This window comes from Roseburia sp. OF03-24 (assembly GCF_003463035.1).
GTDB classification, from domain to species: Bacteria; Bacillota; Clostridia; order Lachnospirales; family Lachnospiraceae; genus Roseburia; species Roseburia rectibacter.
Genome location: NZ_QSCK01000003.1, coordinates 1 through 21,886 on the forward strand (window position 1 = coordinate 1; position 21,886 = coordinate 21,886).

Genomic DNA, 21,886 nt, shown 5'->3' on the forward strand with positions numbered 1-21,886 from the left:
AACCACCCTACACAGGGAAACTCATATCACCCACAAACCAGCATTTGTTGGGTAGCTTATCTTCCTGAAAAATGAAGAGTCGAATTTATTTTATCATTCGTCGGATCTGATCAAGCGATATCTCATAGTTGTTGTCTGCAGCAATTTTTTTTAAGTCTTCAAATTCAGCTTTTTCTTTTGTAACACCATATCCACAGCTTTTTTTAACCTGCACGTCACCGTAAAGGGTATGACGGTTTTCAATTTCAGAAGTAAGTTTGGCACGGTCAAACACCTGATAGCGCACGCCGCGCGTTGTGGTGTGCAAAAAGAATAAAGAGGTCATACGTTCCCGGTTCTTTGGCTCACAGATACAGGTCAGAAGAATACCGGGACGATTTTTTTTCATCTGTATCGGTATCGTGTATACATCTAAGGCACCTGCCTGTAAGAGAAGCTCTGTTGTAAATCCGACAGCCTCACCTGTCATATCATCGAGATTGCAGGAGATGGACAGTACAGAATCATCATAAGATGGCGCCGATTGGGAAGGCGCGGAGGATTCACCGAAAAATACACGTACACAGTTGGCGGCAGGAAAATCTTTTGTCCCCATGCCGTAGCCAATCTCGGTTACATTCATAGGCGGCATGGATTCAAACGATGTCACAAAATGCTTTAAAATGGCAGCGCCTGTTGGTGTGCAGAGTTCTCCTGAAATATCTCCACTGTAAAAAGGAATCCCTTTTAAAAGTTCAGCGGTAGCAGGTGCCGGAACCGGGAGTGTGCCGTGGGCACAGTGTACGAATCCACTTCCGACATGAACCGGGGAACAGAAAATAGTTTCCGGGGCAAGCATTGACAGAAGGTATGCACACCCGGTCACATCCACAAGTGCATCTATTGATCCGACTTCATGAAAATGGATCTGATCTAACGTGGAGTGGTGTACCTTTGATTCCGCTTCCCCAATCAGACGGTAGATCGCTGCAACAGAGTCTTTTACCGGTGATGGGAATGGGAGAGTGTGGATCTGATCTAAAATCTGAGTGTAACTGGTGTGTGCGTGATGATGAGGATGTTCATGTGAATGCTGTTGCATATCTTCATTATGAGTGTGTTTATGTAAATGCTGTTGCGTATCTTCATTATGAGCGTGTTCATGAAAATGCTGTTGAGCCCCCTCTTTATGGATATCCGCTTGTCCAAGTATATGCTCAGGGAGTACATCATGTGAATGTTCTTCATTTCCATCTACAGTTACTTTCATATGAGTACCACGGATACCACATTTTACCGCAGGTTCCGCAGAAAGCGTCACGCCATAAGTTGTAAAAGCGTGGTTCATGTCGGATAAAAATTTTTCTTTCTGATCGCAGAGTTCGTAAAGTGCGCCCATTAACATATCACCGGCAGCACCCATATTACATTCGATATAAAGTGATTTCATAGATAATACCTGTCCTTTTTATAAAATTCGTAGATTGATGCGGTTTGCCAGCCTCCAGGTTATGAACACCATTTGAGCGGGCGATTTATTTCATAAACAAACCAGCATTTAAGATGCCTGATGATTGATCATACTGGCAAGGTAACCTGCACCAAAACCGTTGTCGATGTTTACGACGGAAACACCACTCGCGCAGGAATTAAGCATTGATAAAAGTGCAGAGAGTCCGCCAAAACTTGCACCGTAGCCAACGCTTGTCGGAACACCGATGACAGGACAGTCTGTCAGACCACCGATGACACTCGCAAGTGCGCCTTCCATCCCGGCAACTGCAATGACTGCATTTGCTTTTGATAAAAGTTCCATATTTGAGAGCAGACGGTGCAGACCGGCAACACCGACATCATAAAGGCGGATGACATGATTGCCGAGTACTTCGGCGGTCAGTGCGGCTTCCTCTGCGACCGGGATATCACTTGTACCTCCGGTGGCAACAACGATCGTGCCGTCAGCAGAAAAATGCTCCGTGCGGTTTACGATACCGATCTTTGAGAGTTTATCGTAAAAGAGATCAAACCGCTTGGAGAGATATTCGGCAGATTCAGCAGAAAGCCTTGTGATCAGAATATTTTCTTTGCAGTGGAAGAGCAGGCTGTCTATGATGCCTTCCATCTGTTCCTTTGTTTTGGAGGCACCGTAGATCACTTCCGGTGCTCCCTGTCTGACTTCGCGGTGATGATCTACCTTGGCATAACCAAGATCCTCAAAAGGTGCCAGCTTTAGCTGGTCATAAGCATCAGAAGCAGTAAGTTTTCCTGATTCTAATTGTTCTAATATATGTTTGATATGGTCGTTTTCCATAGTATGAGTTCTCCTTCATTACAATCCACTGCCTATTATACTCACATCCTGCTATATTTGCAAAAACAAAATCTTAACGTGCCTGCATTTTATCGGAAATCCGTTACGGTTCACAGTTTACCTGCGAACTGTAACGGAAATTCCTGTTTTTTGGAAGAAATAGATAAAAAACGGAAACTATTTTTAGTAATTTAGTTTCTTGCGAACACGGAACCGGGATGATACAATATGGGAAACGGAAATAATAAAAATAGTTTCCTTGTACAAAAAAGAAACGGAGACTGTGATGGAATTAAGGGAGAGTATTTTAGAGGGAACGCTAAAGGCGTTTAATCAAAAGGGTTTAAAATTTACCATGGATGATCTGGCAGGAATCCTTGGCATGAGTAAGAAAACAATCTATACCGTATTTCGTGATAAGGAATCACTTTTTCTTGCGATGGTAGATTATTTGTTCGATTCGATCAAGGAGAGCGAGAGAAGTGTGATAGAGAATGAGAGCCTTTCCACTCTTGAGAAAATACGTGCGATCTTAGGCGTTCTGCCTGAGAGTTACAGGGAAGTTGATTTCAGACAGCTTTATCTGCTGCGGGAAAAGTACCCGAATATTTACAAACATGTGGAAGAACGGTTAGAGACAGGATGGGAGACCACTATTTCTCTGTTAGAACAGGGAATGAAAGAGGGTGTGATCAGACCGGTGCAGATTCCGATTGTAAAAATGATGTTAGAAGCAGCATTAGAGCAGTTTTTCCAGAGAGATATTCTGATTTCGAATGGAATTTCCTATCAGGATGGTCTTGATGAAGTAGTTACCATTTTAGTGCAGGGAATTGTTGCAGATGGAAAAATGTGATCAAAGGAAGTGAAAGGGACGATGGAAAAACGCATTTACTGGAATGATGGATGGAAATTTCATGAATCCTATGAAAAGCAGATGAGAGAGAATGTATATCCGGATGATGGATGGGAGAGTGTGAGACTGCCGCATACCTGCAGGGAGACACCATTTCATTATTTTGATGAGAGCAGTTATCAGATGCAGTGCTGTTACAGAAAACACTTCTTCGCACCGGAGGAATGGAAAGATCAGACTGTGATCGTAACGTTTGAAGGAATCGCACATGAGAGTGAGGTGTTTTTAAATGGAGAAAAGATCGGAGAACACCACTGCGGCTACACGGCATTTTCTATCGAACTCAGTGATAAGTTACGGATCGGGGAAGAAAATGTGCTTGCGGTTCGCGTAGATAGCAGAGAAAACCTGAATATTCCACCATTCGGATATGTGATCGATTATATGACTTATGGTGGAATTTACCGTGAAGTTTATGTGGATCTTAAAAATGAAAATTATTTAGCAGATATTTTTCTACACAGCGATATCGAAAAAAGTAAAATACAAAAAAACGGAGGGCAGATAGCAGATACTAAGCTGATCTCTGAAATAAATGTTTTTAGCAGCGGAAAAACCAACCGTCTGAAAGATCTGTTTATCCGGCAGAGCATCAGAGAGCACGGCACGGAAAACTACAGACTGCTTGGCGAGAACCCGGCAGCAGCAAAGACGCAGCTTTCCTTTCCGATATCGGACATAAAACTCTGGGATCTGGAAACACCGGTACTCTATGAAGTGAAAACAGAACTTTTGCAAAATGGAAATATTCTGGATGAGAACGTTACGCTGTTTGGATTCAGAACAGCGGTATTTTTAAAGGATGGTTTTTATTTAAACGGCAGGAAAGTAAAGCTGCGTGGTCTGAACCGCCATCAGAGCTATCCGTATGTCGGTTATGCAATGCCGGAATCCATGCAGAAGCTGGATGCAGATATATTAAAAAATGAACTGGGAGTCAATGCAGTAAGAACCTCCCATTATACGCAGAGTCAGTATTTTATGGAGAGGTGTGATGAGATCGGACTTCTTGTATTTACTGAAATACCGGGCTGGCAGCATATTGGGGATGAAAATTGGAAAAAACAGGCGGTAGAAAATGTAAAAGATATGGTGCTGCAGTACCGTAATCATCCGTCTGTGATACTGTGGGGTGTGCGGATCAATGAATCAGGTGATGATGATGCGTTTTACCGGGAGACAAACCGCATGGCACATGAACTGGATCAGACAAGACAAACCGGGGGTGTACGGGCACATAAAAAGAGCAGTTTGTTGGAGGATGTTTACACATACAATGATTTCAGCCACAACGGAACAAACCACGGATGCGAGAAGAAAAGTGCTGTTACGTCTGACAATGACAAACCGTATCTTATCAGCGAATATAACGGACATATGTATCCGACGAAAAGCTATGACTGGGAAGAACACCGTGTGTGGCATGCAATGCGCCATGCAAGTGTGCTGGATGCGGTTGCCAGGGAGGCGGATATCGCAGGAAGTTTTGGATGGTGTATGTTTGATTATAATACACATAAAGATTTTGGCAGTGGCGACCGTATCTGTTATCACGGTGTGATGGATATGTTCCGCAATCCGAAGCTGGCAGCGGCTGTCTATGCATGTCAGCAGGATAAGGAGCCTGTGCTGGAACTTAGTTCTTCCATGGATATCGGGGAACATCCTGGATGCAACCGGGGAACAATCTGGATCTTTACAAATGCAGACAGCGTGAGGATGTATAAAAATGACCGTTTTATAAAAGAGTATGACACATCCGGTTCACCATATAAAAATCTCTTGCATGGTCCGATCGTGTTGGATGATTTTATCGGGGATGCCATCGCAGAAGGGGAGCAGTTTAAACCTGCACAGGAAAGGGAAGTAAAGTATATCCTGAATGCGGCAGCACGGTATGGGCTTTCTGATCTGCCGAAAAGAGTATACCTTGCGGCACTGAAACTGATACTCATTTATCATATGAAACCGACCGATGCGGTGGCTTTATATAGCCGTTATATCGGCGACTGGGGAGGTACTTCGACGAGCTACCGGTTTGAGGCGCTAAAGGATGGAAAAGTGGTAAAAACGGTGAGAAAAGAACCGGTCACATCCATGCATTTATATGCAAAAGCGGATCATCAGAGCCTGTTTGAAGAACATACTTATGATGCCGCAGAAATCCGTATCCGTGCACTGGATCAGAATAATAATATCGTTAACTTTTATCAAGAGCCGGTTGTGTTATCCGCAGAGGGACCAATCGCAATTATCGGTCCGAAGATCATTTCCTTGCAGGGAGGCATGGGCGGTGCTTATATCAAGACGACAGGAGAAGAGGGCGTTGGTATTTTGAGGGTCAAAGCGGCTCAGATGGATGAACAGACTATTAAATTTGAAATCAAAAAAGGCAGATGACTGCCGGATATAAAAAATAACGACACAGTATGAAAAGAAAGGATAGATCGTACCATGACAGAACGATCAAAACAGATTTTTGGAAACAACATTGCACCGGGAGCTTATAAAAAAGCAGTCCGGTCAAAACAGAAATTTATTCGTAAATTCGGAGATGACAGCACAAAAATTTATCCGACCTCGATTCAGGCAAATCCGTATATCGGACCGGAGCTCGGTGTTTCAGATATCCGTGTAGGCGAAGAAGGCACAGCGGATTTTAATACGGAAAAAGGAATCATTGTCGGAAACATCCGTATGGGATTTGGTCATTACCGCATTTCCATGGCGATCGCTTCCGCAGCGCATGCGCTTGGGTATGAGCCATACTGGATGGATTTAAATTCTTATGGTCAGACAACCTGCACAAAGGTGATCAGTGCGCAGAATGATCTTTATTCCATGGGTTCCCGTTTGTCCCAGAAGAGCAGACTTTTTAACCGTCTGGTATGGGAGCCGATGAACTATGAGGGATTCCGTAAACTGACTTATAATGCCGCTGACCAGAAAAATGCGGAACTGATGGCTCCGGTGTATGCAAATATCCCAAAAGATATCCCGGTTGTCGCAACGCATGTATGGCCGGCACAGGCAGCACTTCACGCCGGAATGAAATATGTGGTCAATGCAATTCCTGACAACTGGCAGATGGCACTTCATCTGGCAGAAGGCAGTATCCACACAGTGCAGACACATTATGCATATCAGGGATACCGTATTTTAAACGGCATGCAGGAAAATGATGTGTTAAGTCCGATGCCGGAAGATGCACTTTTTTACACGGGACATTACATCGACCATGAGCTTGTAAGCAATATTGAAACAGACTGTGCTGCAAGAAAAAAGAGAAAAGAAGAAGGAAAGCCGATGCGTTTCCTTTTAACCATCGGCGGTGCAGGTGCACAGAAAGAGATTTTTGCAGAAATCATCCGTTATTTACTGCCACAGATCAAGGAAAAGAAAGCAGCACTTTATGTAAATGTCGGTGATTACCGCAATGTATGGGAAGAACTTTTAAAAGAGATCCCGGAGATGAAACATTATGCGAAGGAACATTTCAATGACTGGGAAGATACGAAAAAGTTTGCAGAGGATGCACTTACGGATGATGTTATTGGAATCCACGGTTTCTGGCATGAAAATATTTTTGAGGCAGTGTACTGCACGAATCTTCTGATGCGAAGCTGTGATGTGCTTGTCACAAAGCCAAGCGAACTTTCATTTTATCCGGTACCAAAACTTTTTATCAAACGTGTTGGCGGTCATGAACAGTGGGGTGCTATCCATTCAGCAGAGATCGGGGATGGCACATTAGAGTGCAGGGATATTCCACACACACTTCAGATGATGAAGCTGTTTTTAGAGGAAAAAACAATGTTCTGTGATATGTGTGACAACATTGTAAAAAATAAAGAAGCCGGAATCTATGACGGGGCGTATAAGGTCGTGGAACTTGCATTTTCGATGAAGCAGAAAAAATTTTAGGAAGGAAAAAAATCCTCTGCTCGCCAGAGGACTCGCATTTTCCTTCGGAAAACAAGGGAGGAAAATCCTCTGCTCGCCAGAGGGCTCGCATTTTTCTCCGAAAAACAAGGAGGATTTATGAAATTAACAGGAAAAGAGAAAGTCTCATACGGACTTGGGGCAGTCGGAAAAGATATGGTTTATATGTTTTCGGCAAGTTATGTTTTATATTATTATCAGGATGTTTTAGGGGTCAGTGCGATCGCGATGGGAATCATTCTTATGGCGGCACGTGTGTTTGATGCCTTTAACGATCCGATTATGGGTGTGGTGGTTGCTAAAACGCGTACAAAATGGGGGAAATTCCGTCCGTGGCTGTTTGTCGGAACACTGACAAATGCAGTGATCTTATATCTGATGTTTTCTGCTCCGCCAAAATTTGATGGAAACGGATTAGTGGCATATGCAGCAGTGACCTATATTTTATGGGGCGTCACATATACCATGATGGACATTCCGTACTGGTCTATGATCCCGGCTTTCACGGAGGGCGGAAAAGAGAGAGAAGGACTTTCCACACTTGCGCGTTCCTGTGCCGGAGTTGGTTCTGCGATCGTGACGATCATTACGATGAAGTGTGTCTATGTCTTAGGACAGGGAAATGAGCGAGTCGGTTTCAAATGGTTTGCACTTGTGCTTGCAGTTTTATTTTTCCTGCTTATCCTGATCACATGCTTAAATATCAAGGAAAAGTCTACTGTGGATGTGGAAGCACCATCGGTTGGTCAGATGTTCCGTTCCCTGCTGCAGAATGATCAGGCAATGACCGTTGTTGTAACGATCGTTCTGATCAACTGTTCGATTTACATTACATCAAATCTTGTTATTTATTTCTTCAAGTATGATTTTGGCGGTGACGGCTGGTACAACGCTTATACATTATTTAATACATTTGGCGGGGCAATGCAGATTCTTGCAATGATGCTGTTTTTCCCGTTACTGCGTAAATTTTTGGGAACGATCCAGGTATTTTATGCAAGTTTTGTGATGGCGATTTTAGGATATGCGGTTCTTCTGATTTTAATGTTTGTCAATATGTCAAACCTGTACTTGCTTTTCCTGCCGGCATTTTTTATCTTTTCCGCAAACGGAATGTTATCTGTACTTACAACAGTATTTCTTGCCAATACGGTCGACTATGGTGAGTGGAAGAATCAAAGAAGAGATGAGAGCGTGATCTTTTCCATGCAGACATTTGTTGTAAAACTTGCTTCCGGTGTGGCTGCTCTTGTTGCATCCATCTGCCTGACTGTCTGCAATTTAAGTCAGAATACGGAAGGGGCGGCAGTTGCAGCGGCAGGAAGCTCTGTGGCAGGGCTGCGTCTGACGATGACAGTATTCCCGATCGCAGGTTTACTTGTTGCAGTATTTTATTTTCATAAGAAATATATTTTAAGTGAGCAGAAAGTAGAAGAAATCGCAAAAGAGATCAAGGAGAGGAAAAAAGCATGATCAAAGTTGACAATCAGTTATTTTCCCTGCATACAAGGCACACTTCCTATTTGTTCCGCGTGATGGAAACCGGACATTTAGAGCATTTATATTATGGAAGAAAAATACATTCTGCAATAGATGGACTGACAGAGCAGCATGCATTTGCTCCGGGCAATACCAATATTTATGACAGCAGGCATCCTGAGTTTTCCTTAGAGGATGTCTGTCTGGAGATGTCTTCTTTCGGGAAAGGTGATATCAGGGAACCGTTTGTGGAACTTACGCTTTCAGATGGAAGCATGACATCTGATTTCCTGTTTGAAAAATTTGAGCAGGGAACCGGAAAGGATGAATTTGAGACGCTCCCGGGATCGTATGATGAAACGGGCGAAGTGGAGTGGCTTTGTGTAACACTGCGTGATAAAAACAGCGGCGCTGTATTAGAACTTCATTATTATGTTTATGAGGACTGCGATGTGATCACAAGATGTGCTAAACTGATCAATGAGAGTGAAGATACAGTAAAGTTAAACCGTCTCATGAGTTTACAGCTTGATTTAGAGCCTGCCGACTATATATTTACATCATTTCATGGAGCATGGGCACGTGAGATGGGGCATACAGATGTAAAACTGGTGCCGGGAAAATATGTAAATTCTTCTTATACGGGAACATCGTCAAGCCGTGCGAATCCATTTGTGATGCTTGGAACGGAACATACCACAGAGAACGAGGGAGAATGTTTTGGATTTAACCTGATCTACAGTGGCAACCACTATGAGGCTGCTGAGGTAGGAAGTTTTGGAAAAGTAAGAATTGTATCCGGAATCAATCCGCAGTCTTTCTGCTTTACGCTTGAAGCAGGGGAAAGCTTCGAAGCACCGGAGGCAGTGATGACCTATGCATGGAAAGGCTATAATGTCATGAGCCAGAATATGCACCGGTTCGTGCGGGAGCACATTGTAAGAGGTGTCTGGAAGAAAAAAGAGCGTCCGGTACTCTTAAACAGCTGGGAGGCTGCCTATTTTGACATCAATGAAAGAAAACTGCTCTCACTTGCAAAAGCAGGAAAAGAAGCAGGCATTGAGCTGTTTGTCATGGATGACGGCTGGTTTGCAAAACGTGATGATGATACAAAGTCGCTTGGTGACTGGCAGGCAAATTCTAAAAAGCTGCCGGGTGGTTTGAAAGGGATCGCGGATAAGATAAAGGCACTGGGCATGGATTTTGGTATCTGGGTGGAACCGGAGATGGTCAATACAGACAGTGATCTTTACCGCAGTCATCCGGACTGGGTGATTGAAATTCCGGGAAAGGCACATTCGGAAGGAAGAAATCAGAGAATACTTGATCTGACCAAAAAAGAAGTGCAGGATCATATCATTGAAGAGATGAGCCGTGTTTTTTCCTCCGCAGACATTTCCTATGTAAAATGGGATATGAACCGCACATTTTCAGACTATTTTTCCCAGAGTATCAGTCCGGAGAGGCAAGGAGAGACAGCTCACCGCTATGTGATGGGGCTTTACCGCTGTATGAAAGAACTGACGGCAAGATTTCCTGATATTTTATTTGAGGGCTGTGCAGCAGGCGGTAACCGCTTTGATCTCGGTATCTTATGTTATTTTCCACAGATCTGGGCAAGTGATGATACGGATGCACTCTGCCGTGCCGAGATTCAGACTGGTTACAGTTACGGTTACCCAATGTCGGTAGTCAGCGCACATGTCTCAGGCTGCCCGAACCATCAGACACTGCGCACAACGCCGCTTGAGACAAGATTTGCAGTGGCTGCATTCGGTGTGCTTGGATATGAGTGTAATTTCTGCGATCTGAAAAAAGAAGACTTAGAAGCTGTTAAAGCGCAGATAACTCTCTATAAAAAATGGCGCAGCGTACTGCAGCAGGGAACTTTTTACCGTGGCAGAAGTTTTACGGGAAATGGCAGTGCAGATACATTTGGAAAAAACAGCGTGCTATGGAATGATGACGGCAATGTGACGGAATGGACATGCGTTTCATCAGATCAGTCAAAGGCAGCCGGTTTTGTCATGCAGAAACTTGTCGTGCCAAACACGCAGTATGGATATTATAAACCACAGGGACTCTGCGAAGAAAAAGAGTATCATTTTTACAACCGTCCCCTGAAATATAATGTCAAAGATTTTGGAGATCTGGTCAATACCGTTTCACCGGTTCATATCAGACAGGATTCCATAGCACACAATCTGGTTGCAAAGTTTGTGAAAATGGATGGAGAGACAGAGAATATCACAGCATACGGAGATACCCTGATGTATGGAGGTGTGAAGCTGAAACCGGCATTTTCCGGCAATGGATATAATGAAAATGTGAGGTATTTTCAGGATTTCGGGGCACGGATGTATTTTATGGAAGAGGCTTTTGAAGAGAATCTGGAAGAGTAGCAGAGTTTTAAAAGGACAGCGGATCAGAATGTGAGTTCTGCAATTCATACGGCGATCGTTGTAGCGGTCACGAGCGGGCTTTTTGTTATGATCTTCGGTCAGTTTATTGCAAAACCGGTGTTACTTCGGATGGGAACCATGGAAGATGTGATCGAACTGGCAGTGCTTTATCTGCGGATCTATCTGCTTGGCATGTCGTTTATCATGCTCTATGATTTTGGTTCGTCGATCTTAAGGAGTATCGGGGACAGTGAGCACCCGCTTTACAGCCTGATCGCTGCGGTATGTAAGAGAGTGCACGAATTCTGGGTGCTGATGATCATTTACCCGATTTCGTGGGTTGTGACGGGAATTGCGATGATGATCGCGTATACGTTGCTGCGGAGAAAGATTTTGGCAAAAAGTAGTGTAAATCAGCTTGAATAAAAAAATGTAAGGGGAAAAAATGTCTTATATCATATCCTACGTCGGAGCCGGCGGAAAGACCAGCAGCATTTATCAGGATGCTGCAGCGTTTGTAAACGAGGGGAAAAAAGTCATGATCACAACTACAACGCATATGTATGTGCCAAAAGACCGGGTGTTCATTGATGGCAGGGAGAAAAGTTGTGAGAAGCTGCGAGAGGAAGTAGCTGGGATTTTGAAAAAAAACGGGCTCTGTGTGTGTGGCACAATTTTAAGTGATAATAAAAAAACAGAGATTTATGCGGTTGGAAAATGTGCCGGGAACGATGCTGTTGAAGAACAGCAGAAGATGGAACTGGAGAAGTTTAAAACTTTAAGCGTTAAACAGCTTACAGCAGTATGCAAAGAGGCAGATGTTGTCCTGATCGAGGCAGACGGCGCTGCACATAAGGCGGCAAAAGCGCCGGAAGCATGGGAGCCGGCGGTGTATGCACAGAGCAATAAAGTTGTGATCGTCATGGGACTTCACGCAGTCGGAGAAAGTGTGGATGAAGTGTGCCACAGACCAGAGTGCGTAAAGGAAGCATTAAACTGCGACGGAGCGCATCTTTTGACGCGTACGGATTTGGATGTACTGATGGCTGTCTATGAAAAAAAGATCGGACAGCAGTTTCCGGGGATGGAGACGGAGCGGAGATATTTTATAAAAAGTTCTTGACACTACCGCTTTACCATGCTAAAATCAAAACAATAAAAAAAACAAAGAAACAAAGAAACGTTAAATCGTTGAGCAAAGAGAGTACTTCATAGGATATCTCACAGAGAGTCCGTGGCTGGTGGAAACGGACAGATGAATATGAAAGGAATGGGTTTGCGAGAGCAAAGCGAACAGCGTACCAGATGGTATGGTCAGTAGCGGATGCCGTGTCCTCACGTTACAGAGGTAAGATATCGGACAGTAAAGAAAGATGGCTGTTTGTGTGTCGGATGAGGTCAGACATGATTGGTGGCGGATATTTCCAGTTTCTGGAAATATCCGTTTTTTCATTCATAGGAAATTACGTCCTATGAATGAAAAAGCCCTCCGGGTGGGACGCGCACCTTGCGGAGATGAAGTTTGCTGTAAACAGCACCGCTCGGGCGCGAAAGAGTCGCAAGCGACTCTTTGTCCTACATGGAATCATGAGGTCTGGCGAAACAGGGTGGCACCGCGTGAAAACGCCCCTGACTGGAAAAAAATTCCGGTCAGGGGCGTTTTTTAACAATAAAATTCGCCCAGAGTGTGAACTTTATTGTTTTGATAACATGGTTTTGCAACAGGTGATTCGAGAATGGAGATTGGGATGAAAAGAATTTACAGAGTTTACAAAAAGACAGTCAGTATTGTAAATGAGACAGCAAACGGGATGTACCGGAATCTGGTGGGAAAGAAAAAAGGATTTTTGTTAGAGAGTTATGACAAGAATTATGACCGCTATACATTTTTCGGCGTAGAACCGGAAGAGATCATTTCCTCGAAGGGACAGTCACTGGTGATTACAAAAAAAGATGGTACCGAGGATGTCAGGGAGGGAAATCCGCTTACATTATTAAAAGAATATTATAACGAATTTGAAATCCGGAAGGATAATGAGGAACTGAATTTTTCGGGAGGTCTTGTGGGAAGTGTCGGTTATGACTTCGTGAGATACAGTGAGGTACTGCCGGAAGAAAACCCAGATGAGATCGGGATTGAGACGGTTCAGCTTATGCTGATGAAAGAATTCATTGTGGTTGATCATGTGGCAGAAACACTGACCGCGGTGATCTTAGAATCCGATGATGAGACAGGAAAAGAAACGGCAGCGAAAAAAGCAGCAGAATTGATCAAAACTGCCATGCAGGAACAGAAAGAATCAGAAGTAAGACTGATTCCGGATGGAGTGATCACGAAAAAGTCAGATACTTTAGAGGAATACAGTGAAAAGGTAAATAAGATCAAACAGTATATCCGTGATGGACATATTTTCCAGACCGTGTTATCACAGCGCTGGACGATCGAGACGGGACAGGATGGATTTGATCTGTACTGCGAACTCCGTGAGCTAAACCCATCTCCATATCTTTATTATTTTAATTTTGGAGATTTTGAAGTGATTGGAAGTTCCCCGGAGATGCTGGTCAAACAACAGGGAAATAGGGTATTTACCTGCCCGATCGCCGGAACAAGACCAAGGGGAAAGACAAAGGAAGAAGATGACAGACTGCACAGGGAATTGCTTGCCGATGAAAAAGAACGTGCCGAACATGTCATGTTAGTTGATCTGGCCCGCAATGATATGGGACGCATCTCAGAGTTTGGTACGGTAAAAGTTACAGACTTTATGAGCGTAAAAAATTATTCACATGTCATGCATATCGTCTCGATGGTCGAGGGACGCAAGAAAGGCAGTTTTCACCCGTTTGATCTGCTGGCATCCTTCCTCCCGGCAGGAACTTTGAGCGGAGCACCAAAGATCAGGGCGATGGAGATTATCGAAGAACTAGAGAGTGTGAGAAGAGGCCTTTACGGTGGTGCAACCGGATATGTGGATTTTTCCGGCGATATGGATTTCTGTATCACGATCCGTACGATGATCAAAAAAGGAAAAAATGTTTATTTACAGGCAGGAGCCGGAATCGTTGCAGATTCTGTTCCGGAAAATGAATACAAAGAATGTTGTAACAAGGTCATGGCTCTGGCAAAAACCCTTGTGGAGGAGGAAAACTTATGATATTGCTGATCGATAACTACGATTCATTTACGTTTAATCTGTATCAATATATTGGAACTTTCACGCAGGATATCAAAGTTGTCCGTAATGATAAAATTACGATCGATGAGATAAAAGAGATGCATCCGGAAAAGATCGTTCTCTCACCAGGACCGAAAAGTCCGAAGGAGGCAGGAATCTGTATGGATGTGGTAAAAGAATTTTATAAAGAGATCCCAATTCTCGGTATCTGTCTCGGACATCAGTGTATCGGCGAGGCATTTGGAGGAACCGTGACATACGCAAAAGCATTGTTCCATGGAAAGCAGTCGGAGATCACACATACCGGAACCGGAATCTTTGCAGGAATTACATCGCCGGTTAAAGTGGCAAGATATCACTCCTTAGCAGTGCAGATGGATGATCTGCCGGAGTGTCTTACGGTTACGGCGCAGACAAAAGATGGCGAGATCGTGGCAATGCAGCATAAAGAATATCCGGTGATCGGTTTACAGTTCCATCCGGAATCGATTTATACGGAACATGGAAAACGAATGGTGGAAAATTTCATCAATGGAATCAGTTAAGAGGAGGAAGTCATGATACTGGATGTCATCGTAGAGGATAAAAAGAAACGTCTGCCGGAGCACAAAAAGAATATCAGTGAGATAAAAATGCGTGAGCTGGCAGAAATATATGAAGGGAAAAAACACAGTTTCCATGATGCGTTAAGTAAGAGCGGGATCTCCATTATCGGAGAATTTAAAAACGCATCTCCAAGTCTTGGTAAAATAAAAAGTAAGATAAATTTACTGGACCGGATTGATGAATACAATGAATCAGTGGATGCGATTTCCTGTCTGACAGAGGAAGATCATTTTGATGGAAACGTGGATTATCTGAAAAAAATTAGAACGATCACGGAGCTTCCGATTTTAAGAAAAGATTTTATGATCGATCCTTATCAGTTTTATGAGGCAAAGGCAATCGGTGCGGATGCGGTGCTTTTGATCGCAGCGATTCTGGATGATGCACAGATGAAAGATTTTTATCAGCTTTCGAAAGAACTGGAACTGGATGCACTGGTAGAAGTGCATGATGAGGCGGAACTGGAGCGGGCGCTGAAGATGGATGCGGATATCATTGGTGTCAACAACCGGAATTTAAAAGATTTTACGATCAGCCTTGACACGACAGTGCGGCTTTCAAAGCTGGTACCAGAGGATAAAGTGTTAGTGGCAGAGAGCGGCATCTTAGAGGATGCGGATGTAGAGCTTTTAAAGGAGTGTGGTGTGGATGCATTTCTGATCGGCAGGGCGCTGATGGAGGCAGAGCATCCAAAGGAGGTTGCAAAGCGCTGGAAGGCATGAACAATATCCTTGCTGGAAGATACAAATCTGAAGTGGTTTTGAAATGGAGATTAAAATAAGCTGCATTTTAGAAAAGAGGGGGTGCGTGATGCCGGAACAAAAAAGTGTGCAGATTAAGATCTGTGGGATCACAGGAAAAGAAGAAATTAGATGGCTGAATGAGGAAGATGTTTCTTATGCCGGATTTGTCCTGTATGAGAAAAGCAGCCGGTATGTTCCGATTCGTAAAGTAAGTGAGCTGTTTGAGGAATTAAATGAAAATATAAAAAAAGTTGCCGTCACGGTAAGTCCGGATGTAAAGCTGGTAGAACAGATCATGGATGCAGGATTTGATATCTTGCAGGTACATGGAAGTCTGACAGAAGAAGTCCTTACAGCGGCAGAAATTCCAGTCTGGCAGGCAGTCAATATGACGGATGAAGGTATATTTGAAAAAATTGCACGGGAATATACGAATCTGTCTTTGAATAGAAAAAGTCCTTTCACGCAGGAAAAAAAACTGATGGGGAAAGAAAAGATTACAGCGCTTCTTATGGATGCAAAAGAATTTGGAAGCGGAAAAACGTTTGGATGGGATGCCTTTTTGCAGGGAGAAGGAGAAGAAAAATTCAGATATTTCCGGCAGATACTTAAGGCATGGAATATCCAGTTTGTACTTGCGGGAGGACTGAACCCGGATAATGTCAGCCGTGGAATCCATATTTTTGCACCGGATATCGTGGATGTAAGTTCTGGTGTGGAAAAAGAACCTGGGACAGGAAACGGTAAGGATAAAGAAAAAATACAGAAATTTGTACAAAAGGTGCAAAGTGTTATATAAAGCAGATCAATCTAAGAAAGGAAATAAAACTATGAACCAGAAAGCATATTATGGAGAATTTGGAGGACAGTATGTAGCAGAGTCTCTGATGAATACATTAGAGGAATTAGACAAAGCATTTGAGGAGGCAATCCATGATCCAGAGTTTATGAAACAGTATTACTATTATTTAAAACAGTATGTGGGACGCGAGACACCTCTTTATTTTGCAGAACGTCTCAGTGAAAAATATGGCACAAAGATCTATTTAAAACGTGAAGATTTAAACCACACCGGGGCACATAAGATCAACAATGTCATCGGACAGATATTACTTGCAAAACGAATGGGAAAAAAGAAGGTAATTGCAGAGACCGGTGCAGGACAGCATGGTGTGGCAACAGCGACAGGTGCAGCTTTGTTTGATATGGAATGTACGGTTTATATGGGTGAGGAAGACATTAAGCGTCAGGCATTAAATGTTATGAGAATGGAAATGTTAGGCGCAAAGGTCGTCAGCGTCCGTTCCGGCAGCAATACATTAAAGGATGCCACCAATGAGGCAATCCGTACCTGGGCAAAGACAGCCGAAGATACATTTTATATCATCGGTTCTGCGGTAGGTCCATATCCATATCCGAAGATGGTCAAGGAATTTCAGAGCGTGATCAGTAAAGAGGCGAAAAAACAGTTCCTGGAAGTAGAACATAAACTGCCGGATGCTGTGATGGCATGTGTGGGAGGCGGTTCTAACTCCATCGGAATGTTTGCAGATTTTATTGAGGAGCCATCGGTAAAGCTGATCGGTGTCGAAGCAGCCGGAAAAGGAATCGAGACAGGGGAGCACGCTTCTGCAATGGCACTTGGTGAGCCGGGAGTTTTACACGGAATGCGTTCTTATCTCCTGCAGGATGAAGATGGAAATGTAAAACTGGCACATTCCATCTCCGCAGGACTTGATTATCCGGGTGTCGGACCGGAACACGCTTATCTCAGGGACACAGGAAGGGCAGAATATGTATCTGTAACCGATACAGAGGCAATGGATGCGTTAATGGAACTCTGTAAATTAGAGGGTATCATTCCTGCGATCGAGAGTGCGCATGCCGTAGCTTATGCATGTAAATATGCGAAAGAGCTTACCGAAAAACTGGGAGCAGAGGAAGCAAAGAATAAGACAATGATCATCTGTCTGTCAGGACGTGGAGATAAAGATGTCAATACGATCGCTGATTATCTTGCTGGAAAAGGCTACCTGAACTGATATAAAAATAGTAAATAATAGAATGTACGATTCGCAGACATTCTATTGTCATGGATCAGAGCGGAAATATAGAAACATGGTTTCAGAAAAGAAAGGAAAATAGCAGATATGAATCGTATTGAAGCAAAAATGAAAGCCTTACAGGAAAAAGGAGAAAAGGCATTTATTACCTATATCACAGCGGGACTTCCGGATCTGGAGGGCACAAAGAAACTTTTAAAAGCGCAGGAGAAGGCAGGACTTGATGTGGTGGAACTCGGAATCCCATTTTCCGATCCTGTGGCAGACGGCCCGGTTATCCAGGATGCGTCCTATAAAGCAATCTGTAACGGTATTAATCTGAAAAAGGTATTTGTGACGGTAGAAGAGTTAAGAAAAGAAGGCTCTGAACTTCCAATCGTTTTTATGATGTATTACAACACGGTACTGCATTACGGAGTAGAGGCGTTTGTAAAAAAATGTAATGAGGTTGGTGTAGATGGACTGATCATCCCGGATCTTCCTTTCGAGGAGCAGGAAGAAATAAACCAATATTTAAAACAGGATGATACGACGATATTAATTCAGCTTGTTTCACCTGTTTCAGGCGATCGTATTCCAAAGATATTAGACGGTGCAAAAGGATTTGTATACTGTGTGTCATCCATGGGAGTGACAGGTCAGGGAGCAGACTTTCATAAGGAGGTTTTAAGTTATCTTAAGAGAGTTAAGGAGGCATCAAAGATCCCGGTTATGATGGGATTTGGCATCCGTACGGCAGAGGATGTGAAGCCGATGAAGGATACGATCGATGGTGCGATCGTCGGAAGCCATTTTATCCGTCTGATGGAGGAAAATGATTACAGCACAAAAGTGGCAGCAGAATATTGCAGCACATTTAAGAAAGAATTAAATCAGCTTTAAAGAATAAAAAAATAAGAAGCATAAATGAAGGATGTACAAAGAATAGTGTCAAAACGAATTTGTCATGTCTGAAAAACAGGCAGAAATGGAGGATCATCATGAAAGAATACATAGCAAAAGTTGTAGATGGAAAAGATTTAACTGAAGAAGAAGCAAAAAAAGCAATGGAGATCATGCTCAGTGGAGAGGCGACACAGGCACAGATCGCAGCATTTTTAACAGCGTTGCGTATGAAAGGGGAAACATTAGAGGAACTGATCGGTCTTGCATCGGTATTGCGGGATAAAGCCGAGACGATCACACCAAAGGCAGAAAACTATGTGGATCTGGTCGGAACAGGTGGAGACTGTACCTATACATTTAATATTTCAACAACATCTGCCTTCGTTGTTGCAGCGGCAGGACTTCCGGTCGCAAAGCATGGAAACCGTTCGATTTCCTCGAAATCCGGTGCCGGGGATGTGCTTGAGGCACTTGGAGTCAATATCATGGCAGAACCTGCACTGGTTCAGAAATGTGTTGATGAAGTTGGCATCGGTTTCATGTTTGCCCAGCTTTTCAATAAATCCATGAAGTATGTCGGTCAGGCGAGAAAAGAGATGCGAGTCCGTACCGTATTTAATATTTTAGGACCGTTAGCGAATCCATCGCGTGCAAAAAATATGGTCGTTGGTGTATACAGTCCGGCATTGACGGAAAAAATAGCAAAAGCAATGAGTAAACTTGGTGTAGAGCGCGGATTTGTCATCAGTGGAAATGACAATATGGATGAATTTACATTAAGCGGCACGACTACCGTATCCGAGATCAATGGCGATGATGTTAAAACTTATGAAGTAACCCCGGAACAGTTTGGATTAAAGAGGGTTTCCTTAGAAGAACTGCGCGGTGGGGATGGTGTGCAGAATGCAGCCATTACGAAAGCAATTTTAAGTGGAGAAGAAAAAGGAGCGAAAAGAGATATCGTTCTTTTGAATGCCGGAGCTACTCTTTATATCGGAGGGGTTGCAGATTCCATAGAATCTGGTGTAAAATTAGCTGCAGAAACGATCGACTCCGGAAAAGCAATGAAAAAACTTGAGGAATTAGTCAGAGTTTCAAATTCATAATGAAACAGGAGAGAAGCAATGATACGATTTAACAGCGATTATACGGAAGGCTGCCATCCGGCAATTTTAAAAAAACTCGAAGAGACAAACATGGAGCAGACAGCAGGATATGGAGAGGATGAATATTGCAGAGAGGCGGCAGAACGGATAAAAGCTGTCTGCCTTGCACCGGATGCAGATGTGCATTTTCTGGTGGGAGGAACACAGACGAATGTTACAGTCATTGCATCCGCATTAAAATCATATCAGGGAGCCATCACGGCGACAACCGGACATATCAATGTACATGAAACAGGTGCACTTGAAGCGTGCGGACACAAATGTCTGACAATCGAGACGCCGGATGGCAAACTGACAGCAGAACAGGTTTTAAAATATACAAAAGCGCATTTTGCAGATGAGAGTTTTGAACATACAGTGCAGCCCAAAATGGTATATATTTCCAATCCTACAGAACTTGGTACTATTTATAAAAAGGCAGAACTTGAGACATTATACCGTGTGTGCAGGGAAAATGACCTGTATTTGTTTTTGGATGGTGCAAGACTCGGTTACGGTCTTGCATGCAGGGAAAATGATCTGACGATGGCTGACATTGCAGCGAATACGGATGTTTTCTATATTGGAGGAACCAAAGTAGGCGCATTATTCGGAGAAGCTGTTGTGATCACCAATCCGGAGTTAAAAAAGGATTTCCGGTATAACATCAAACAGCGTGGCGGTATGTTAGCAAAGGGAAGACTGCTGGGCATCCAGTTCCTGACTTTATTTGAAGAAAACCGTTATTTTGAGATATCGGCACATGCAGCACATCTGGCAGAAAAATTAAAAGATGAACTGACAAAAATGGGGGTAACATTTTATATTGATTCCCCGACAAACCAGCAGTTTCCGGTCTTGCCGGATGATGTGTTAGAGAAACTGGGAGAAAAATACAGTTTTGCATATCAGGCAAGAGTGGATGAAACACACAGTGCAGTCCGTTTTTGTACCTGCTGGGCAACGAAAGAAGAAAATATCGATGCACTTCTTGCTGACATAAGAGCGATCATATAGGAATGGAGACAGATAAAATGCCGGCAAAGAAAAAGATATTATTACTTGCAACAGGAGGTACGATTGCTTCTAAAAAATCTGAAAATGGTTTAAAACCGCAGATCACACCGGAAGAATTATTAGAGTACATTCCACAGGTAAAAGAATTCTGTGAGGTATCCGCGATACAGTTATTAAATCTTGACAGTTCTAATATGGAGCCAAAGCACTGGAAAAAGATCGTGCATGCGATCCGGGAATATTATGATGCTTATGATGGATTTGTAATTGCCCATGGCACAGATACGATGGCGTATACAGCAGCAGCGTTATCATATATGATCCAGAATTCAACGAAGCCGATCGTGATCACGGGAGCACAGAAACCGATTGATCTTGAGATCACGGATGCAAAGTCAAATCTGATTGATAGTTTTTTGTATGCGTCAGATGAAAAATCACAGGGTGTGCAGATCGTTTTTGATGGTAAAGTTATCGCCGGAACGCGTGCAAAGAAGGTCAGATCCAAAAGTTATAATGCGTTTTCGAGTATTGATTTTCCGTCACTGGCAGTCATTCAGGATGGGAATATTATGCGTTATCTGCCGATGCTCCCTTATGAGGATGAAGTACGGTTTTATGAAGAACTTGATGAAAATATTTTTTTGATGAAACTGATCCCTGGCATCAGACCTAGAGTTTTACAGAGTATTTTTGAAAATTATGACTGTATCATTGTGGAAAGTTTTGGTGTGGGCGGCATACCAAAATCAATAGCTGATGAATTTTACCGGTTATGCAGGCAGTACCCTGACAAACTGGTTGTTATGGCGACGCAGGTGGCTCATGAGGGAAGCGATATGACGGTATACGAGGTCGGTCATGATATGAAGAAGTACTGCCGTTTTTTAGAGTCCTATGATATGACATTAGAATCTGTGATCGCAAAAACGATGTGGATGCTTGGAAATTTTGATCTTTACAGCGTAGATCCGAACGATATTTTTTATAAAAATATTAATTATGATGTGATCTTTGGAAAAAACAGGAAGTGCTGAAGCTGTTTTTGCTGTGATCTGGTAAAATATAGTCTTTGGAGTATAGCTTGACAGCGATTGAACAGTGACCTGCAAATAATGAAATGTAAACAATGTATATGAAAAGGTTGACAATGAAAGAGAATCGGAATAGACTGTAAAGAAACAAAAGCGGAAAATGTTTTGTCCGCAGAAAAGAGGAG

General features: G+C 43.2%; 18 protein-coding genes. 16 read left to right on the forward strand and 2 right to left on the reverse strand.

What is annotated here, in order from left to right:
* Nucleotides 1-85: 85 nt before the first annotated feature.
* Together larC and larB are read right to left on the reverse strand one after the other, a co-directional pair.
* On the reverse strand, nucleotides 86-1,429 hold the full coding sequence (gene larC / locus DXA60_RS01975; RefSeq protein ID WP_117919044.1) for a nickel pincer cofactor biosynthesis protein LarC: 1,344 nt from the start codon (nucleotides 1,427-1,429) through the stop codon (nucleotides 86-88).
* Nucleotides 1,430-1,537: 108 nt separating this feature from the next.
* A complete protein-coding gene (larB, locus tag DXA60_RS01980; protein WP_117919046.1) occupies nucleotides 1,538-2,290 on the reverse strand; it encodes a nickel pincer cofactor biosynthesis protein LarB in 753 nt (250 codons plus the stop codon).
* 286 nt (nucleotides 2,291-2,576) lie between these two features.
* Between larB and DXA60_RS01985 the strand changes: the two genes are divergently transcribed.
* The 16 genes from DXA60_RS01985 to DXA60_RS02065 all read left to right on the forward strand — a co-directional run bounded on the left by DXA60_RS01985 (nucleotide 2,577) and on the right by DXA60_RS02065 (nucleotide 21,704).
* Nucleotides 2,577-3,146, forward strand: coding sequence for a TetR/AcrR family transcriptional regulator (locus DXA60_RS01985; protein WP_117919048.1), 570 nt, complete (start codon nucleotides 2,577-2,579; stop codon nucleotides 3,144-3,146).
* Between the two features lie 21 nt (nucleotides 3,147-3,167).
* The gene (locus tag DXA60_RS01990; protein ID WP_117919050.1) at nucleotides 3,168-5,606 is read left to right on the forward strand and encodes a glycoside hydrolase family 2 protein; all 2,439 of its coding nucleotides are present in this window, start codon (nucleotides 3,168-3,170) and stop codon (nucleotides 5,604-5,606) included.
* Nucleotides 5,607-5,660: 54 nt separating this feature from the next.
* Nucleotides 5,661-7,130, forward strand: a complete 1,470-nt coding sequence (locus DXA60_RS01995; RefSeq protein ID WP_199536173.1) for a DUF6937 domain-containing protein — start codon at nucleotides 5,661-5,663, stop codon at nucleotides 7,128-7,130.
* 117 nt (nucleotides 7,131-7,247) lie between these two features.
* Nucleotides 7,248-8,621: a glycoside-pentoside-hexuronide (GPH):cation symporter gene (locus tag DXA60_RS02000; protein ID WP_117919053.1), complete on the forward strand. Its 1,374-nt coding sequence runs from the start codon at nucleotides 7,248-7,250 to the stop codon at nucleotides 8,619-8,621.
* Nucleotides 8,618-11,029 carry an alpha-galactosidase gene (locus DXA60_RS02005; protein ID WP_117919054.1) on the forward strand — a complete coding sequence of 804 codons (2,412 nt, stop codon included), beginning with the start codon at nucleotides 8,618-8,620 and terminating at the stop codon, nucleotides 11,027-11,029. The genes DXA60_RS02000 and DXA60_RS02005 overlap by 4 nt, the downstream gene beginning before the upstream one ends.
* Nucleotides 11,030-11,059: 30 nt before the next feature.
* On the forward strand, nucleotides 11,060-11,455 hold the full coding sequence (locus DXA60_RS02010) for an MATE family efflux transporter (RefSeq protein ID WP_186899523.1): 396 nt from the start codon (nucleotides 11,060-11,062) through the stop codon (nucleotides 11,453-11,455).
* A gap of 19 nt (nucleotides 11,456-11,474) precedes the next feature.
* Nucleotides 11,475-12,152, forward strand: coding sequence for a selenium cofactor biosynthesis protein YqeC (yqeC, locus tag DXA60_RS02015; protein ID WP_117919056.1), 678 nt, complete (start codon nucleotides 11,475-11,477; stop codon nucleotides 12,150-12,152).
* A gap of 613 nt (nucleotides 12,153-12,765) precedes the next feature.
* Complete coding sequence (trpE, locus tag DXA60_RS02025) at nucleotides 12,766-14,187, forward strand: anthranilate synthase component I (protein WP_117919058.1); 1,422 nt, start codon at nucleotides 12,766-12,768, stop codon at nucleotides 14,185-14,187.
* A complete protein-coding gene (locus tag DXA60_RS02030; RefSeq protein ID WP_117919060.1) occupies nucleotides 14,184-14,753 on the forward strand; it encodes an anthranilate synthase component II in 570 nt (189 codons plus the stop codon). Before trpE ends, DXA60_RS02030 begins: the two co-directional genes overlap by 4 nt.
* A gap of 12 nt (nucleotides 14,754-14,765) precedes the next feature.
* Nucleotides 14,766-15,536: an indole-3-glycerol phosphate synthase TrpC gene (gene trpC, locus DXA60_RS02035; RefSeq protein ID WP_117919062.1), complete on the forward strand. Its 771-nt coding sequence runs from the start codon at nucleotides 14,766-14,768 to the stop codon at nucleotides 15,534-15,536.
* An 88-nt stretch (nucleotides 15,537-15,624) separates the two neighbouring features.
* Nucleotides 15,625-16,356, forward strand: coding sequence for a phosphoribosylanthranilate isomerase (locus DXA60_RS02040; protein ID WP_158570857.1), 732 nt, complete (start codon nucleotides 15,625-15,627; stop codon nucleotides 16,354-16,356).
* 31 nt (nucleotides 16,357-16,387) lie between these two features.
* The gene (gene trpB / locus DXA60_RS02045; protein ID WP_117919066.1) at nucleotides 16,388-17,599 is read left to right on the forward strand and encodes a tryptophan synthase subunit beta; all 1,212 of its coding nucleotides are present in this window, start codon (nucleotides 16,388-16,390) and stop codon (nucleotides 17,597-17,599) included.
* 108 nt (nucleotides 17,600-17,707) lie between these two features.
* A complete protein-coding gene (gene trpA, locus DXA60_RS02050; RefSeq protein ID WP_117919067.1) occupies nucleotides 17,708-18,502 on the forward strand; it encodes a tryptophan synthase subunit alpha in 795 nt (264 codons plus the stop codon).
* Nucleotides 18,503-18,600: 98 nt separating this feature from the next.
* Nucleotides 18,601-19,611, forward strand: a complete 1,011-nt coding sequence (gene trpD, locus DXA60_RS02055; protein ID WP_117919069.1) for an anthranilate phosphoribosyltransferase — start codon at nucleotides 18,601-18,603, stop codon at nucleotides 19,609-19,611.
* Between the two features lie 18 nt (nucleotides 19,612-19,629).
* Entirely contained in the window at nucleotides 19,630-20,667 is a 1,038-nt protein-coding gene (locus tag DXA60_RS02060) for a threonine aldolase family protein (protein WP_117919071.1), read from the forward strand.
* A 17-nt stretch (nucleotides 20,668-20,684) separates the two neighbouring features.
* A complete protein-coding gene (locus DXA60_RS02065; protein WP_117919290.1) occupies nucleotides 20,685-21,704 on the forward strand; it encodes an asparaginase in 1,020 nt (339 codons plus the stop codon).
* The last annotated feature ends 182 nt before the right edge of the window (nucleotides 21,705-21,886 follow it).

What these genes read in the sequence shown, in the direction of transcription:
- DXA60_RS02030 (WP_117919060.1), top strand. Translation starts at nt 14,184, where the DNA reads ATGATATTGCTGATCGATAACTACGATTCATTTACGTTTAATCTGTAT.
- trpD (WP_117919069.1), top strand. Translation starts at nt 18,601, where the DNA reads ATGAAAGAATACATAGCAAAAGTTGTAGATGGAAAAGATTTAACTGAA.
- trpA (WP_117919067.1), top strand. Translation starts at nt 17,708, where the DNA reads ATGAATCGTATTGAAGCAAAAATGAAAGCCTTACAGGAAAAAGGAGAA.
- trpE (WP_117919058.1), top strand. Translation starts at nt 12,766, where the DNA reads ATGGAGATTGGGATGAAAAGAATTTACAGAGTTTACAAAAAGACAGTC.
- larB (WP_117919046.1), bottom strand. Translation starts at nt 2,290, where the DNA reads ATGGAAAACGACCATATCAAACATATATTAGAACAATTAGAATCAGGA.
- trpC (WP_117919062.1), top strand. Translation starts at nt 14,766, where the DNA reads ATGATACTGGATGTCATCGTAGAGGATAAAAAGAAACGTCTGCCGGAG.
- DXA60_RS01995 (WP_199536173.1), top strand. Translation starts at nt 5,661, where the DNA reads ATGACAGAACGATCAAAACAGATTTTTGGAAACAACATTGCACCGGGA.
- DXA60_RS02060 (WP_117919071.1), top strand. Translation starts at nt 19,630, where the DNA reads ATGATACGATTTAACAGCGATTATACGGAAGGCTGCCATCCGGCAATT.
- DXA60_RS02040 (WP_158570857.1), top strand. Translation starts at nt 15,625, where the DNA reads ATGCCGGAACAAAAAAGTGTGCAGATTAAGATCTGTGGGATCACAGGA.
- DXA60_RS02000 (WP_117919053.1), top strand. Translation starts at nt 7,248, where the DNA reads ATGAAATTAACAGGAAAAGAGAAAGTCTCATACGGACTTGGGGCAGTC.
- yqeC (WP_117919056.1), top strand. Translation starts at nt 11,475, where the DNA reads ATGTCTTATATCATATCCTACGTCGGAGCCGGCGGAAAGACCAGCAGC.
- DXA60_RS01985 (WP_117919048.1), top strand. Translation starts at nt 2,577, where the DNA reads ATGGAATTAAGGGAGAGTATTTTAGAGGGAACGCTAAAGGCGTTTAAT.
- trpB (WP_117919066.1), top strand. Translation starts at nt 16,388, where the DNA reads ATGAACCAGAAAGCATATTATGGAGAATTTGGAGGACAGTATGTAGCA.
- larC (WP_117919044.1), bottom strand. Translation starts at nt 1,429, where the DNA reads ATGAAATCACTTTATATCGAATGTAATATGGGTGCTGCCGGTGATATG.
- DXA60_RS01990 (WP_117919050.1), top strand. Translation starts at nt 3,168, where the DNA reads ATGGAAAAACGCATTTACTGGAATGATGGATGGAAATTTCATGAATCC.
- DXA60_RS02065 (WP_117919290.1), top strand. Translation starts at nt 20,685, where the DNA reads ATGCCGGCAAAGAAAAAGATATTATTACTTGCAACAGGAGGTACGATT.
- DXA60_RS02005 (WP_117919054.1), top strand. Translation starts at nt 8,618, where the DNA reads ATGATCAAAGTTGACAATCAGTTATTTTCCCTGCATACAAGGCACACT.